The organism is Pseudonocardia sp. TRM90224 (assembly GCF_021245725.1).
Lineage (GTDB): Bacteria > Actinomycetota > Actinomycetes > Mycobacteriales > Pseudonocardiaceae > Pseudonocardia.
Window position 1 is genome coordinate 1 of the sequence record NZ_JAJGSX010000028.1, and the last position, 13,199, is coordinate 13,199.

Consider the following 13,199-nt stretch of genomic DNA (forward strand, 5'->3'; position numbering starts at 1 on the left):
GGGGAGGGCAGGAAAGCCACTTTCCGGCCCTCACAGGGCAGGAAAGTGGCTTTCCTGCCCTCGCGTGCGGAACGCACGCATCCCCGGCGCCCACCCGCCGCGTCGGTGGTCAGCCCTGCTCGGCCGGCTCTCGCAGCTCGTCGTACATCAGGGAGAGCCGGTCGATCCGCCACAGCTGCGCCAGCACCATCAGCGCGGCGCCGGTGCAGGTCGGCCACACCTCGAGCCGGACGAGCCCCCACGCCAGCATCGCGATCCCCACGGTCCCGGGCACGGCGATCAGCCGGAACGCCTTGCGGTGGTGCGCGGGGACGCGGTCGCGTTCGTTCGCCCAGATCCGCTCGCCCGCGACGCCCTTGGACGCCCACGCGACCGGGGTCGTGACCGGCGGGAAGACCCGCGGGTTCAGCCACAGCCACACCATCACGACCGCGACGGCCGCCAGCGCCCACCACCCGATCCACGCCCGGCTCCAGATCGCGGCGATCAGCGGCGGGATCGCCGCGAAGCGGGTGTAGACGCTCCAGGGGTGGGAGTGGCGGCGCCACACCTCGTCGGTCATGCCGAACGCGCTCGTGATCGTTTGCGTGGCGCCCATGTCAGCCTCTTCCGAGCCCCGTCGCGAGGCTCTCGATGGTCAGATCCAGCACTTCCCGGTAGGTGTCGCCGTACTCGTCGCGGTGCGCGACGACGTGGCCGACGGTCCGCAGCACGCCGACCACGACGGCCGGCGGCGCCGCGACTACCTCGCCGGCGCGCTGCGCCTCCTCGACGAACGCGACGAGCGGGTGCAGCACGTGCGGCTCGACCCGACTCAGCTCGTCGGGCCCGACCCGGCGCGCGACGGCGGCGAGCTCGTCGGGGTGCGTCACGAGCCTGCGGTAGAGCGGGTCGTCCTCCAGCAGCTGTGCGATGGTGCGCATGACGGCGACGAGCGCGGCCCTGGTCGGCCGCTGCCGCAGGGCCGCGGTCATCCGCTCGGCGATCGCGGGCGCGTGGCGCACCATCAGCTCCAGGTAGAGCGCTTCCTTTGCGGGGAAGAAGGCGTAGAAGCTGCTGGTCGCGATGCCGGCGGGGGCGACGAGCTCCGCGAGGGACGTCTTGCGCAGCCCTTGCGTCGTGAAGAGTCGCTCGCCCGAGCGCAGGAGCAGCTCGGTGATCCGCTCGCGCTCGGCCGTCGTGAACGGCACGGCCATGGCTATGAATGTATCAGTTTTTTGTTCATAGGGTCTGGAGGTGCAGCTCCGCGGCCGCCTGGACGCCCTCGACGTCGCCGGTGGCGAGCAGGTCGAGCAGCAGGCCGCGCGCGACGGCGAGGCGCAGCCGCGCGCGGGCGCGGGCGAGCTCGCGCGGGGTGCCGTCGCGCATGCCGAGCTCCGTCAGCGGGTCGAGCCAGTCGTCGACCACGCCGTCGAGCAGCGCCGTGACGTGCGGGCGGCCCTGCAGCGCCTGGCCGTACAGCTCGAAGAACAGGCGCGCCGACGGCCACATCCGCGGGTCGGTCAGCTGCGCCCAGAACCGCCGGGACTGCTCGGCGAGCGAGGCGTGGGGATCGGCGAGCATGCTGGTCAGCAGGTCGCGTTGGCGCTGCTCCACGGCCTGCACGAGCGCTACGAGCAGGCCCTCGCGGGAGCCGAAGTGGTAGATGAGCATGCGGTGGCTGGTGCCGAGCGCCGCCGCGAGCGCGCGCAGCGAGACCTCGCCCAGGCCGTGCTCGGTGACGTGTTCCAGCGCTGCGTCGAGCAGGTCGTCCCTCGCGGACATGTACCGGATGGTACGTTCTGTACCACGTGGTACGTCAGGAGGGGATCATGGAGTTCACCTGCTCGGTGACCATCGCCGCGGAGCCGGCGCGCGTCTTCGCGGCGCTCGTCGACGTCGAGGACTGGCCGCGCTGGACGGCGTCGATCGACTCGGTCGAGCTGCTGGACCGCGAGGGGCCGCTCGCGGTCGGCAGCCGAGCGCGGGTGCGGCAGCCGAAGCTGCCGGCCGCGGTGTGGACCGTCACGGAGCTGGATCCCGCGCGGGGTTTCACCTGGGAGGCGACCGCACCGGGCGTCCGCACCACCGGCGAGCACCTGATCCGGCCGGACGGCGCCGGTACCCGCCTCGACCTGCGGGTGGTCCAGGCCGGACCGCTCGGCTGGGTGATCGGCACGCTGTACCGCGGACTGACGAACCGCTACATCCGCATGGAGGCCGAAGGCCTGCGGCGGTGCAGCGAGCAGTAGGTTCGCGGGCGTGGACGATCTCCTCACCAGCCCGCTGCACGACCGCCACCTCGCGCTCGGCGCCACGCTCGGCGCCTTCGGCGGCTGGTCGATGCCGCTGTCCTACCCGGACGGCACCGTCGCGGAGCACGCCGCGGTGCGCGATTCGGTCGGGCTCTTCGACGTGAGCCACCTCGGCAAGCTCGCGATCACGGGGGCGGGCGCCGCGGAGTTCGTCAACAGGTGCTTCACCGCCGACCTCGGCAAGATCGGGCCCGGGCACGCGCAGTACACGCTGTGCTGCACGGAGCAGGGCGGGGTCGTCGACGACATCATCGTCTACCTGGTCGGGTCGGACGAGGTGCTGGCAGTGCCGAACGCCGCCAACGCGGCGCGGGTCGCCGAGCTGCTGCGAGCGGCCGCGCCGGACGGGATCACGGTCACCGACCGGCACCGCGAGCTCGCCGTGCTCGCCGTGCAAGGGCCGGCCTCGCCGGAGGTCGTCTCGACCCTCTTCGACGGTGCCGACCTCGGGCACCTCGACTACATGGCGTTCCACGACTTCGAGGGTGTGCGGGTGTGCCGCACCGGCTACACCGGCGAGCAGGGCTACGAGCTGCTCGTCCCGGCCGCCGACGCCGGCAAGGTGTGGGACGCGCTGGTGGCTTCCGGTGCGACCCCGGCGGGCCTCGGCGCGCGCGACACCCTGCGGACGGAGATGGGCTACCCGCTGCACGGGCAGGACCTCTCGACGGAGATCTCGCCGGTGCAGGCGGGCAGCGGCTGGGCCGTCGGCTGGGCGAAGCCGGCGTTCTGGGGCCGCGACGCGCTCCTCGCGGAGAAGGCCGCGGGGCCGGCGCGGCGGCTGCGCGGGTTGCGGGCGACCGGACGCGGTGTGCCGCGGCCGGGGATGGCCGTGCTGCGCGGCGGCGAGCAGGTGGGCGTCACGACGTCGGGGACGTTCTCGCCGACGCTCAAGATCGGGATCGCGCTCGCGCTGATCGACTCGGCCGCCGGGGTGGCGCTCGACGACACCGTAACGGTCGACGTCCGCGGGCGGCAGCTCGAGTGCACCGTCGTCAAGCCGCCGTTCGTGCCCTCTCACGTGCGCTGAATCAAGTCCACATGGCGATACTCGGACGTCCGACCATTGCTCGACCGAGTACCGTCTAGGCCATGACCGCTCCATTCACCCGGATCCCCCACCCCGCGCCCGTGCCTGCGGACCGGCGCGCGGAGATCGTCGCCGATCCCGGCTTCGGCCGGTACTTCACCGACCACATGGTGACGATCCGGTGGAACGAGAGCGAAGGGTGGCACGACGCCACCGTGGCCCCGTACGGGCCGCTCCAGTTCGACCCCGCCTCGATGGTGCTGCACTACGGGCAGGAGATCTTCGAGGGGCTCAAGGCGTACCGGCGGCTCGACGGGTCGATCGCGTCGTTCCGGCCCGAGGCCAACGCCGCGCGGTTCCGCGGTTCCGCCGCGCGCCTGGCGATGGCGGAGCTGCCCGAGGAGCTGTTCCTCGCGTCGCTGGCGGAGCTGCTCGCCGTCGACAGCGAGTGGGTGCCGCCGGCCGGCGGGGAGGACGCGCTCTACCTGCGCCCGTTCATGCTGGCGACCGAGGTCGGGCTGGGCGTCCGGCCGTCGGCGGAGTACCTCTACGTGCTGATCGCCTCGCCCGCGGGGCCGTACTTCACCGGCGGGCTCAAGCCGGTCGACGTGTGGCTCGCGACCGACTACACGCGTGCCGCGCTCGGCGGCACGGGCACCGCGAAGTGCGGCGGCAACTACGCGGCCTCGCTGCTGCCGCAGGCCCAGGGCGCCGCGCACGGGTGCGCGCAGGTCGCCTACGTCGACGCCGAGGAACGCAAGTGGATCGAGGAGATGGGTTCCAACAACCTGTTCTTCGTCTACGGCTCCGGCGACCAGGTCGAGGTGGTCACACCCACCCTCTCCGGCAGCATCCTCGCCGGGATCACCCGCGACTCGCTGCTCGTCCTGGCCAAGGAGATCGGCTGCCAGGTCACCGAACGCAAGTTCGCCGCTCAGGAGTGGCTGGAGGGCGCGGCCGACGGCTCCATCACCGAGGTGTTCGGCTGCGGCACCGCCGCCGTGATCACCCCCATCGGCGGGGTGAAGCACAACGACGGCGAGGTCGTGATCGGCGGCGGCCAGCCCGGTGAGGTCACCAGGAAGCTCCGCGAGCTGCTGACCAGCATCCAGCGCGGCGCCGCCCCCGACACCCACAGCTGGATGCGCACCCTCGTCGAAGCCCCCTGACACCCACCCGCAGGTGAGTCGCCACCCTCGGCACGGTGAGTCGTCACTTTTGGCACGGTGAGTCGCCACTTTTGGCACGGTGAGTCGTCACTCTTGGCACGGTGAGTCGTCACTTCGTGCACTCCCGGTGCGCGGGGACCATCGACTCGCCGTGCCGGATGTGTCGACTCACCGTGCCGGATGTGTCGACTCACCGTGCTGGAAGTGTCGACTCACCGTGCTGGAAGTGTCGACTCACCGTGCTGGAAGTGTCGACTCACCTGTCAGGCGGCGGCGGTGATGAGCAGGACGGCGGCGGTGGAGAGTTCTGCCGCCGCGCCCAGGGGGTCGCCGGTGACGCCGCCGAACCGGCGGGCCGTGTGCCACGACAGCAGCACGGTGATGACGGCGGCGAGCCCGACCGCGACCGGTCCGCGCCAGCCGAGCACCGGGTAGGCGAGGGCCCCGAGCGCGATCCACCACAGCACCGGGACCCACCACGGCTGGGAGCCGGCGACGGTCGCGCCGAGCCCGTCGGGCCGGGCCGCCGCGACCCCGCGCCGGCACATCCAGCCGAACGCCGCCCGGCCCGTCGCGACGGCCAGCACGACCGCACCCAGCACGTACCCCGGCCGGTAGCCGCTGAGCTGGGCGAACGCGACCGCCTGCAGCCCGATGACCACCACGAGCGTCACGACGGCGAACGGTCCGGCGCCGCCGTCGCGCATCACGGCGAGCGCCCGCTCGGGCGGGCCGTAGCAGCCGAGGCCGTCGGCGGTGTCGGCGAGCCCGTCCAGGTGCATGCCGCGCGTGGCCAGCGCCAGCACGGCAACGGCGAGCAACCCCGCCGCCAGCGGCGCGACCCCGAGCGCGGTCAACCCCAGCCCGGCTCCGGCCGCGACCAATCCCAAGAGCGCGCCGACGATCGGCGCCCACCTGATCGCCGCGGCCGCGGCACGGCGATCGGGCGCGCCGGTGCGCACGGGCAGGACGGTCAGCCAGCTCACCGCCAGCGCGAGGCCTTTCACTCCGACTCCGCGTCCGGCTCCGACTTCGACAGGACGACGGGCTCGGGCTCGGGTACCGCCGCGAGGTCGGTCATGAGCCGTGCGGCCACCTGCAGGAGTGGGATCACCGTGGCCGCGCCGCTGCCGTCCCCGAGCCGGACGCCGAGGTCGAGGATCGGGGTGAGCCCGAGGTGCGTCGCAACCAGGGTCGGCACCGGCTCCGGCGACGTCTGCGCCTGCCGCCACCACGTCCGGGCGCCGGGGGCGAGCCGGTCGGCGAGCAGCGCCGCCGCCGCGACGACGACCCCGTCGAGCAGCACCGGCGTGCGTCGCAAGGCCGCCTGCAGGCAGAAGCCGGTGAGCGCCGCGAGATCGGCCCCGCCCGCGACGCGCAGCAGGGCCAGCGGGTCGCGCCCGACCTCCCGCGTGCGGCGCAGCGCGTCACGCACCGCGGCCGCCTTGCGCATCCACCCGTTGTCGTCGATGCCGCTGCCGCGCCCGATCACGGCGACGGGCTCGGTCCCGGTGATCGCCGCCACCAGCACGGACGCCGGCGTGGTCGCGCCGACCCCGATGGAACCCGGCACCAGCAGGTCGGCGCCGGCGTCGACCTCCTCGTCGGCGATCGCCCGCCCGATCTCGACGGCGTTGGTCGCCTCGGCAGCGGTGAGCGCGTCGACCCGGTCGATCCGGCCGCTGCTGCGCCGCACCCGGTAGCGCTCCGCCGTGCCCGCCTCGGGCTCGGTGTCGAGCGCGACGTCCACCACACGCACCGTCGCGCCCGCTACATGGGCTACGACGGCGGCCGCCCCGACCTGCTCGCGCAGCGCGGCCGCCTGCCGCACCGAGTCGCCCGACGCGTGCGCGGAAACACCGGCCTCGGCGATCCCGTGATCCCCGGCCACGACGACAACACGCGGGCGCTGCAGCGGCTTCGGCGGGCTCTCGCCCTGCGCCGCGGCGAGCCAGACGCCCAGCTCGGCGAGCCGGCCGAGGCCGCCGGCGGGTACGTCGAGCGCGGCGTAGCGGGCGACGGCCGCCCGCTTCGCGGCATCGTCCGGGGTCGGAACGGGAGGGAGATCCACCAGCACTTCCTACACCGTCGCCCCGAGGGCTACTTCAGCCGCAGTGCCAGCCCGGCGACCAGCAGCAGCACCTCGTCCGCAACGGCCGCCAGCGCCGTGTTCAACGCGCCCAGCTCGTCGCGGAAGAGCCGCCCCGCACGCGTCGACGGGACGACGCCGAGCCCGACCTCCGCCGAGACGAGCACCACCCGCGCGGTGCTCTCGCGCACGGCGGCGACCAGCTCGTCCACCCGCTCGCCGACGGACGCCGGCACCTGCGCGCTCTCCCACGCCCCGGCGTCGTCCAGCACGCCGGTGAGCCACGTCGCCATGTCGTCGACGAGCATCGGGCCGCCGCCGGTGCGGACGAGCTCGGCGACGGCCGGCTCCTCGACCGTCGTCCACGCCTCCGGACGGCGGGTGCGGTGCACGTCGAGCCGCGCGACCCACTCCGCGTCGCCCGGATCCCGGCGGGCGGTCGCCAGGTACCGGACGGGCGCGTCCTGCGGGAGCAGTCCCTCGGCGTGCGCCGACTTGCCCGACCGCGTCCCACCCAGCACCAGCGTGATCACCCGCGAACGTTAGCCCGGCGCGGGTCCGACGTACCGCGCCGAGGGCCGGATGATCGTGCGTTCGGCCGCCTGTTCCAGGATGTTCGCGCTCCAGCCGACGACCCGCGCGGCCGCGAACGTCGGCGTGAACATCTCCCGCGGCACCCCGCACAGCTCCATCACGACGCCCGCGTAGAACTCGACGTTCGTGTGCAGCTCGCGGCCCGGTTTCAGCTCGGCGAGGATCGTCTCGACCTGCTGCTCGACCTCGACGGCGAAAGCCACCCGATCGGCGCCCGCCGTGGCGCCGAGCGCTGTGCCGCCGAGCGCTGTGCCGCCGAGCGCTGCGCCGCCGAGCGCTGGGCCGATCTCTTGCGCGATCCCGCGCAGCATCCGCGAGCGCGGGTCCTCCGTGCGGTAGACGGCATGCCCGAAGCCCATGATCCGGTCGCCGGCGAGCACGGCGTCGCGGATCCAGCCGTCGATGCGGTCGGGCGTGCCGATCGCGTCCAGCGTGTCGAGCGCGCGACTGGGTGCGCCGCCGTGCAGCGGTCCCGAGAGCGCGCCGACCGCCCCGGCGAGGCACGCGGCGACGTCGGCGCCGGTCGAGGCGATCACCCGGGCCGTGAACGTCGAGGCGTTGAACCCGTGGTCGATCGTCGAGATCAGGTAGCTCTCGATCGCCCGCGCTGTGCGGGGCTGCGGCACCTCGCCGGTCAGCATGTACAGGTAGTTCGCGGCGTAGGGCAGGTCGGCGCGCGGCGCGACGGGCGCCAGCCCCTGCCCGATCCGGTGCAGCGCGGTCAGCAGCGTCGGGACGGCCGCGGCAGCGCGCAGGGTGTCCTCGCGGCGCTGCTCGGCGTCGAGGTCGTAGACCGGTCTGAACCCGAGGCTCGAGCCCAGCAGCGACAGCGCGGTGCGCAGCCCGTCGAGCGGTCCGGTGCGCGAGCCGCGTGCGATCACCTCCAACGCGTCGGCCACCTCGGCCGGCAGCTCGCGCAGCGCGGCCGTCCGCGCGGTGAACGCCGCGAGCTGCCGTTCGTCGGGCAGCTCCCCGACGATCATCAGGTGCCACACGTCCTCGAAGCTGCGGGTCGTCGCGAGCTCGACGGCGGAGTACTGGCGGTAGTGGTAGAAGCCCTCCGTGCCGCGGACGTCGCCGAGCGCGGTGTCGGTGACCACCACACCCTTCAACCCGCGGGGTGCATCGATAAGCATGTATCAGTTGTCCATGCATTGACCCGTCGTTGTCAATATTGATTGAATCAATGTATGGAGCGCATGACGACCCGCGAGGTCGCGGCCCACCTCGGCGTCAAGCCGGAGACGGTGTACGCCTACGTCAGCCGCGGCCTGCTGACCAGCGTTCCCGCCGAGAGCGGGCGTGGGTCGACGTTCGACCCCGCGGAGGTTGCCGCACTGGCGGAACACGGCCGCCGCCCCGCGGAGCCTGGCGGGGTGCCCGCCGTGGCCACGGCGATCACGTTGATCGAGAACGACCGCTGCTACCTGCGCGGAGTCGAGATCGGGGAGCTCAGCGGGCACCCGTACGAGGCGGTCGCCGAGTGGCTGTGGACGCAGCGTTGGCAGCCGGACGCCCGGTGGCGCGCGCCGAGGGCCGCGACGGCGACGGCCCGGGCCGCGGTCGCGGCGTTGCCGCCGTCGAGCGGGGTGGTCGACCGGCTGCGGGTCGCCGCGGTCGCCGCGGGCGCGTCCGACCCGCTGCGCTTCGACCTCGCCACCGAGAACGTCTGCGCCGCGGGCCGCTCGCTCATCGCGACGCTCGTCGACGCGCTGCCGCCGGCGGGGGAGCGGCCCGCCCGGAGCGCACCCCTGGTGCGCCGGCTCTGGCCGGCGCTGACGGCGGAGGAGCCCGACCCGGCCGGGCTCGCCGCCGTCGAGGCGGCGATGGTGCTGCTCATCGACCACGACCTGGCGGCCTCGACGTTCGCCGCGCGGGTGGCGGCGTCGGCGCGGGCGCACCCCTACGCCGTCGTGGCGGCCGGCCTCGGCGCGATGGACGGTCCGCTGCACGGCGCGGCGAGCGGGTTGGCGCACCGAATGCTGCTGGAGGCGCTGGAGAGCGGCGCCGCGGTGGTCGTCGCCGACCACCTGCGGGCCGGGCGTCGCGTCCCGGGGCTGGGGCATGCCGTGTACCAGGCGGTCGACCCGCGGGCGGAGGAGCTGTTCGCGCGCCTGCAGGCGATCCCACGGGCGGAGGCGGCGCTGTCGGTCGCGCGGGAGGTCGCGGCGACCACCGCCCGGCACCGCGCGCTACCCGCGAACGTCGACCTCGCGCTCGCCGTGCTCACCGTCTCGTACGGGATGCCGGTGCAGGCCGGCGAGCTGCTCTTCGCCGTCGCCCGCATCGCCGGCTGGCTGGCGCACGCGATCGAGGAGTACGCCGAGCGGCCCCTGCGCATGCGCCCCAGCGGCAGCTACCGCGGCCCTCGCCCACCCCAGCCGCCGCCATACGCCACGTGAAGTGCCCAACGGCGCATCCGTGCGTCCCGCATACGTTGCCTGGAAAGCCACTTTCCAGGCACTACACGCCGGGAAAGTGGCTTTCCAGGCACAAGTGCGGGGCGGGCGCTAGATGTTCGCGCCCCGCTGCACCCTCGGCTTCGGGATGCGCAGCCGGCGCAGCTGGCTCGCGCGGGTGAAGGCGTACCAGCCGGTGCCGAGCGCGTTGATGTTCTCGTCGGGGAACTTCGCGCGCGCCTTGCGGGTGGTCGAGACCCCCAGCAGGATCCCCTCGATGATCATCGTGGAGAGGGCGATGAGGCTGAACAGGCTCAGGTACTGCTGCGCCGCGGGGATCGGCAGCAGCACCGAGAGCAGCACGATCACGGCGAGCGGCATGAACAGGCCCATGAGGTGCGGGCGGGAGTCGACGACGTCGCGGATGTAGGCCTTGACCGGCCCGCGGTCGCGGGGCATCAGGTAGCGGTCGTCGCCGGCCGCCATCCGCTCGCGCCGCTCGACGGCGGCCTTGCGGCGCTCCTCCTTGTCGGGGCGGTTCGCCTTCGCCAGCCGCGCCGCCTCGCGCTGCGTGCGGGGCGGCGGCGGGGCCGGGCCCCGGCGCTTGGCCTCCGCGTCGCGCCGCTTCGGCGTGGGGCGACCCTTGCCGGCGGTGCGGCCCGGCTCGCCCGGCCCCTGCGCGGTCGCGTCGGGTTCTGATGTCTCGGAACTCTCGGCGTCGACGGTGCTCGACGTGGAGCGGCGCAGGAACCTCACCGGTCCAGCTTATGTGTGCCCGGTGTGATCCTGGGTATCAGGGCAGTGCAATCCGGACACGAAAGCGCTTGTGCGATGTAGGTTCCCCGGCGTGCGCGTGGTCGTGGCTCCTGACTCCTTCGGTGGCACCCTCAGCGCGACGGCGGCAGCCGGCGCGATCGCGGAGGGCTGGCGCCGTGCCGTTCCCGACGACGAGCTGCGGTTGCTGCCGCTCGCGGACGGTGGCACCGGGTTCGTCGAGGTCCTTCATGCCGCGCTCGGCGGTGAATGGCACGAGCTGAAGGTCACCGGCCCGTTCGGCGACCCGGTGGCGGCGCGGTGGCTGCGCATCGGCGACACCGCATACCTGGAGTCGGCCGCCGCGTGCGGGCTGCACTTCGTGCCTCGCGAGCGGCGCGTCCCCGCCACCGCGCGCAGCGTGACCTCGCGCGGGGTGGGCGAGCTGGTCGCCGACGCCGCGGCGAGCGGCGTGAGCGAGGTCGTGATCGGGCTCGGCGGTTCGGCGACCACCGACGGCGGTGCCGGCATGCTCGCGGCTCTCGGCGCTGTGCCCGTCGACGACTCCGGTGCCACGCTGCCCGACGGCGGCTCGCCGCTGGCCGCCGTCGCGCGCCTCGACGGCGTGCTTGCGCTGCACGGTGTGCAGCTGGTCGCCGCGGCCGACGTCGACAACCCCCTGCTCGGGGAGCACGGCGCCGCGGCCACGTTCGGGCCGCAGAAGGGGGCCGACGCCGACGCCGTCGCCGAGCTGGACGCCGCGCTCGCGCGCTTCGCCGACGCGCTGGCCGCAGCGGCCGGCCGGGACGTCCGCGACGAGCCCGGCGCCGGTGCCGCGGGCGGCCTCGGTGCGGCGCTGCTGGCCTTCGGGGCGCGGCGGGTCTCCGGCGCGGGGCTCGTCCGCGAGCTGGTCGGGCTCGACGCCGAGCTCGACTCCGCGGGCCTGGCCATCACCGGCGAGGGCAGCTTCGACTGGCAGTCGCTGCGCGGCAAGCTCATCACCGCCGTGGCCGGCGCGGCCGCCGAGCGCGGAGTGCCGTGCGTCGTGCTCGCCGGGCAGGTCAGCGTGGGGCGCAGGGAGGCTGCGGCCGCCGGTGTCGAGGCCGCTTACTCCGTCGCGGAGAACGCCGGTGGTGTCGAGGCGTCGATGGCCGACCCGGCCGGGACGTTGGCGGCGCTCGCCGAACGGGTCGCGCGCAACTGGAGTCGCTGAGAAACGAGTGGTGCGGGTCACGATGCACCTCCCGCGGGTATCCCGGCTTACTATGGGGATCGGGAACACGAACTGCCCCGCTGTTTGTTGGGAGAGCTATGACCGTCGAGAACACCGTCACGACCGCTCCGGCCGAGACCGAGACCCACGGCGTCGAGCTCAGCGACGCCGCGGCGATCAAGGCGCGTGCCCTGCTCGAGCAGGAGGGCCGCGACGACATGCACCTGCGCATCGCGGTGCAGCCCGGCGGCTGCGCCGGCCTGCGCTACCAGCTGTTCTTCGACGACCGCTCGCTCGACGGCGACCTCTTCCGCGACTTCCACGGCCTCAAGGTGGGCGTCGACCGGATGAGCGCGCCGTACCTGCAGGGTGCGGTCATCGACTTCGTCGACACCATCGAGAAGCAGGGCTTCACGATCGACAACCCGAACGCGGGCGGCTCGTGCGCCTGCGGCGACTCGTTCAACTGATCGCTCGACGAAGCTGAGCTGAGCGGAAGACCCCGGCCGTCATGGCCGGGGTCTTCCGCGTTCCGGGGCGGGTCGAACACGGTAGGGTGGCTCACCGTGCCCATCGCCGTCACCGGTTCCATTGCCACCGACCACCTCATGCACTTTCCGGGTCGGTTCGCCGACCAGCTGGTCGCCGACCAGCTCGACCGGATGTCGCTGAGCTTCCTGGTCGACGACCTCGTCATCCTCAAGGGTGGCTCCGCCGCGAACATGGCGTTCGGGCTCGGCGTGCTCGGCCAGTCGCCGCTGCTCGTCGGCGCGGTCGGCGGTGACTTCGGTGAGTACCGGGAGTGGCTGGAGGCGCACGGCGTCGACTGCTCGGCGATCCTCGTCAAGGACGACGTGCACACCGCGCGTTTCGTCTGCACCACCGACGACGACATGCGCCAGATCGGTTCCTTCTACACCGGCGCCATGGCGCGTTCGCGGGAGATCTCGCTGGCCCCGATCGTGGGGCGCGGTGTTGACCAGGGCGGTGTCGACCTCGTCGTGATCGGCGCCAGCGACCCCGAGTGGATGCTGCAGCAGACCGCCGAGTGCCGCGAGCTGGGCGTCCCGTTCGCCGCGGACGTCTCCCAGCAGCTGGCCCGCATGGAGGGCCCCGAGATCAAGAAGCTCGTCGAGGGCGCCCGCTACCTCATGACGAACGACTACGAGTGGGAACTCCTGCTCAAGAAGACCGGCTGGACCGACGCCGCCGTCGCCGAGGTCGTCGACATCCGCGTCACCACGCTCGGCGAGCACGGCGTGCAGATCGTCGGCAAGGACACCGGCGTGCTCAAGGTCGGCGTGGTCCCCGAGACCGGCAAGGTCGACCCCACCGGCGTCGGCGACGCGTTCCGCGCGGGCTTCCTCGCGGCCGTCGCGGACGGGCTCTCGCTGGAGCGCGGTGCGCAGCTCGGCGCGCTGATCGCCGTGCAGGTGCTGGAGACCGAGGGCGGCCAGGAGTGGACCTGGAACCGCGAGCACGGCATCGAGCGGCTCCGCGAGGCCTACGGGCCCGACGCCGCGACCGAGATCGCCGCGGTCCTGCCCGCCTGACCCCCGACTTCCCCACCGTTTTGGGCACATGCGCGCCGTTTCGGCGCGCATCCACCCAAAACGATGGGGAAGTTGACGGCAACGTCCCCACCGTTTTGCCAACCT

General features: G+C 73.5%; 15 protein-coding genes. 7 read left to right on the top strand and 8 right to left on the bottom strand.

What is annotated here, in order from left to right:
* Nucleotides 1-109: 109 nt before the first annotated feature.
* Genes LL648_RS29575 through LL648_RS29585 form a run of 3 tightly spaced genes read right to left on the bottom strand, consistent with a single transcriptional unit; the run spans nucleotide 110 to nucleotide 1,764 of the window.
* Entirely contained in the window at nucleotides 110-598 is a 489-nt protein-coding gene (locus LL648_RS29575; protein WP_232666051.1) for a DUF6653 family protein, read from the bottom strand.
* 1 nt (nucleotide 599) lies between these two features.
* Complete coding sequence (locus tag LL648_RS29580) at nucleotides 600-1,196, bottom strand: TetR/AcrR family transcriptional regulator (protein ID WP_232666052.1); 597 nt, start codon at nucleotides 1,194-1,196, stop codon at nucleotides 600-602.
* A gap of 25 nt (nucleotides 1,197-1,221) precedes the next feature.
* On the bottom strand, nucleotides 1,222-1,764 hold the full coding sequence (locus tag LL648_RS29585) for a TetR/AcrR family transcriptional regulator (protein ID WP_232666053.1): 543 nt from the start codon (nucleotides 1,762-1,764) through the stop codon (nucleotides 1,222-1,224).
* A gap of 47 nt (nucleotides 1,765-1,811) precedes the next feature.
* On the opposite strand from LL648_RS29585, the gene LL648_RS29590 reads away from it, so the two are divergent.
* The 3 genes from LL648_RS29590 to LL648_RS29600 all read left to right on the top strand — a co-directional run bounded on the left by LL648_RS29590 (nucleotide 1,812) and on the right by LL648_RS29600 (nucleotide 4,493).
* Nucleotides 1,812-2,231 carry an SRPBCC family protein gene (locus LL648_RS29590; protein WP_232666054.1) on the top strand — a complete coding sequence of 140 codons (420 nt, stop codon included), beginning with the start codon at nucleotides 1,812-1,814 and terminating at the stop codon, nucleotides 2,229-2,231.
* A 10-nt stretch (nucleotides 2,232-2,241) separates the two neighbouring features.
* Nucleotides 2,242-3,324: a glycine cleavage system aminomethyltransferase GcvT gene (gcvT, locus tag LL648_RS29595; protein ID WP_232666055.1), complete on the top strand. Its 1,083-nt coding sequence runs from the start codon at nucleotides 2,242-2,244 to the stop codon at nucleotides 3,322-3,324.
* Between the two features lie 62 nt (nucleotides 3,325-3,386).
* Nucleotides 3,387-4,493: a branched-chain amino acid aminotransferase gene (locus LL648_RS29600; RefSeq protein WP_232666056.1), complete on the top strand. Its 1,107-nt coding sequence runs from the start codon at nucleotides 3,387-3,389 to the stop codon at nucleotides 4,491-4,493.
* A gap of 263 nt (nucleotides 4,494-4,756) precedes the next feature.
* On the opposite strand, the gene LL648_RS29605 is transcribed toward LL648_RS29600, so the two are convergent.
* Genes LL648_RS29605 through LL648_RS29620 form a run of 4 tightly spaced genes read right to left on the bottom strand, consistent with a single transcriptional unit; the run spans nucleotide 4,757 to nucleotide 8,312 of the window.
* Nucleotides 4,757-5,500 carry an adenosylcobinamide-GDP ribazoletransferase gene (locus tag LL648_RS29605; protein ID WP_232666057.1) on the bottom strand — a complete coding sequence of 248 codons (744 nt, stop codon included), beginning with the start codon at nucleotides 5,498-5,500 and terminating at the stop codon, nucleotides 4,757-4,759.
* On the bottom strand, nucleotides 5,497-6,570 hold the full coding sequence (locus LL648_RS29610; RefSeq protein WP_232666058.1) for a nicotinate-nucleotide--dimethylbenzimidazole phosphoribosyltransferase: 1,074 nt from the start codon (nucleotides 6,568-6,570) through the stop codon (nucleotides 5,497-5,499). The genes LL648_RS29605 and LL648_RS29610 overlap by 4 nt, the downstream gene beginning before the upstream one ends.
* Nucleotides 6,571-6,593: 23 nt before the next feature.
* On the bottom strand, nucleotides 6,594-7,115 hold the full coding sequence (locus LL648_RS29615; protein ID WP_232666059.1) for a bifunctional adenosylcobinamide kinase/adenosylcobinamide-phosphate guanylyltransferase: 522 nt from the start codon (nucleotides 7,113-7,115) through the stop codon (nucleotides 6,594-6,596).
* 9 nt (nucleotides 7,116-7,124) lie between these two features.
* Nucleotides 7,125-8,312, bottom strand: a complete 1,188-nt coding sequence (locus LL648_RS29620) for a citrate/2-methylcitrate synthase (protein WP_232666060.1) — start codon at nucleotides 8,310-8,312, stop codon at nucleotides 7,125-7,127.
* A 54-nt stretch (nucleotides 8,313-8,366) separates the two neighbouring features.
* Between LL648_RS29620 and LL648_RS29625 the strand changes: the two genes are divergently transcribed.
* The gene (locus LL648_RS29625; RefSeq protein WP_232666061.1) at nucleotides 8,367-9,578 is read left to right on the top strand and encodes a citrate synthase; all 1,212 of its coding nucleotides are present in this window, start codon (nucleotides 8,367-8,369) and stop codon (nucleotides 9,576-9,578) included.
* A 108-nt stretch (nucleotides 9,579-9,686) separates the two neighbouring features.
* On the opposite strand, the gene LL648_RS29630 is transcribed toward LL648_RS29625, so the two are convergent.
* Nucleotides 9,687-10,331 (bottom strand): DUF3043 domain-containing protein, encoded by a 645-nt coding sequence (locus LL648_RS29630; protein WP_232666062.1) that lies wholly within the window; start codon nucleotides 10,329-10,331, stop codon nucleotides 9,687-9,689.
* Between the two features lie 91 nt (nucleotides 10,332-10,422).
* On the opposite strand from LL648_RS29630, the gene LL648_RS29635 reads away from it, so the two are divergent.
* The 3 genes from LL648_RS29635 (at nucleotide 10,423) to LL648_RS29645 (ending at nucleotide 13,094) form a co-directional block, all read left to right on the top strand.
* Nucleotides 10,423-11,541 (top strand): glycerate kinase family protein, encoded by a 1,119-nt coding sequence (locus tag LL648_RS29635; protein ID WP_232666063.1) that lies wholly within the window; start codon nucleotides 10,423-10,425, stop codon nucleotides 11,539-11,541.
* A 98-nt stretch (nucleotides 11,542-11,639) separates the two neighbouring features.
* On the top strand, nucleotides 11,640-12,011 hold the full coding sequence (locus tag LL648_RS29640) for a HesB/IscA family protein (RefSeq protein WP_232666064.1): 372 nt from the start codon (nucleotides 11,640-11,642) through the stop codon (nucleotides 12,009-12,011).
* A gap of 138 nt (nucleotides 12,012-12,149) precedes the next feature.
* Complete coding sequence (locus LL648_RS29645; protein WP_232666163.1) at nucleotides 12,150-13,094, top strand: carbohydrate kinase family protein; 945 nt, start codon at nucleotides 12,150-12,152, stop codon at nucleotides 13,092-13,094.
* The last annotated feature ends 105 nt before the right edge of the window (nucleotides 13,095-13,199 follow it).

Bases quoted from the DNA above. Each gene is read 5' to 3' on its own strand.
- LL648_RS29640 (WP_232666064.1), top strand. From the start codon at position 11,640: ATGACCGTCGAGAACACCGTCACGACCGCTCCGGCCGAGACCGAGACC.
- LL648_RS29620 (WP_232666060.1), bottom strand. From the start codon at position 8,312: ATGCTTATCGATGCACCCCGCGGGTTGAAGGGTGTGGTGGTCACCGAC.
- LL648_RS29645 (WP_232666163.1), top strand. From the start codon at position 12,150: ATGCACTTTCCGGGTCGGTTCGCCGACCAGCTGGTCGCCGACCAGCTC.
- LL648_RS29600 (WP_232666056.1), top strand. From the start codon at position 3,387: ATGACCGCTCCATTCACCCGGATCCCCCACCCCGCGCCCGTGCCTGCG.
- LL648_RS29590 (WP_232666054.1), top strand. From the start codon at position 1,812: ATGGAGTTCACCTGCTCGGTGACCATCGCCGCGGAGCCGGCGCGCGTC.
- LL648_RS29575 (WP_232666051.1), bottom strand. From the start codon at position 598: ATGGGCGCCACGCAAACGATCACGAGCGCGTTCGGCATGACCGACGAG.
- LL648_RS29585 (WP_232666053.1), bottom strand. From the start codon at position 1,764: ATGTCCGCGAGGGACGACCTGCTCGACGCAGCGCTGGAACACGTCACC.
- LL648_RS29625 (WP_232666061.1), top strand. From the start codon at position 8,367: ATGGAGCGCATGACGACCCGCGAGGTCGCGGCCCACCTCGGCGTCAAG.
- LL648_RS29580 (WP_232666052.1), bottom strand. From the start codon at position 1,196: ATGGCCGTGCCGTTCACGACGGCCGAGCGCGAGCGGATCACCGAGCTG.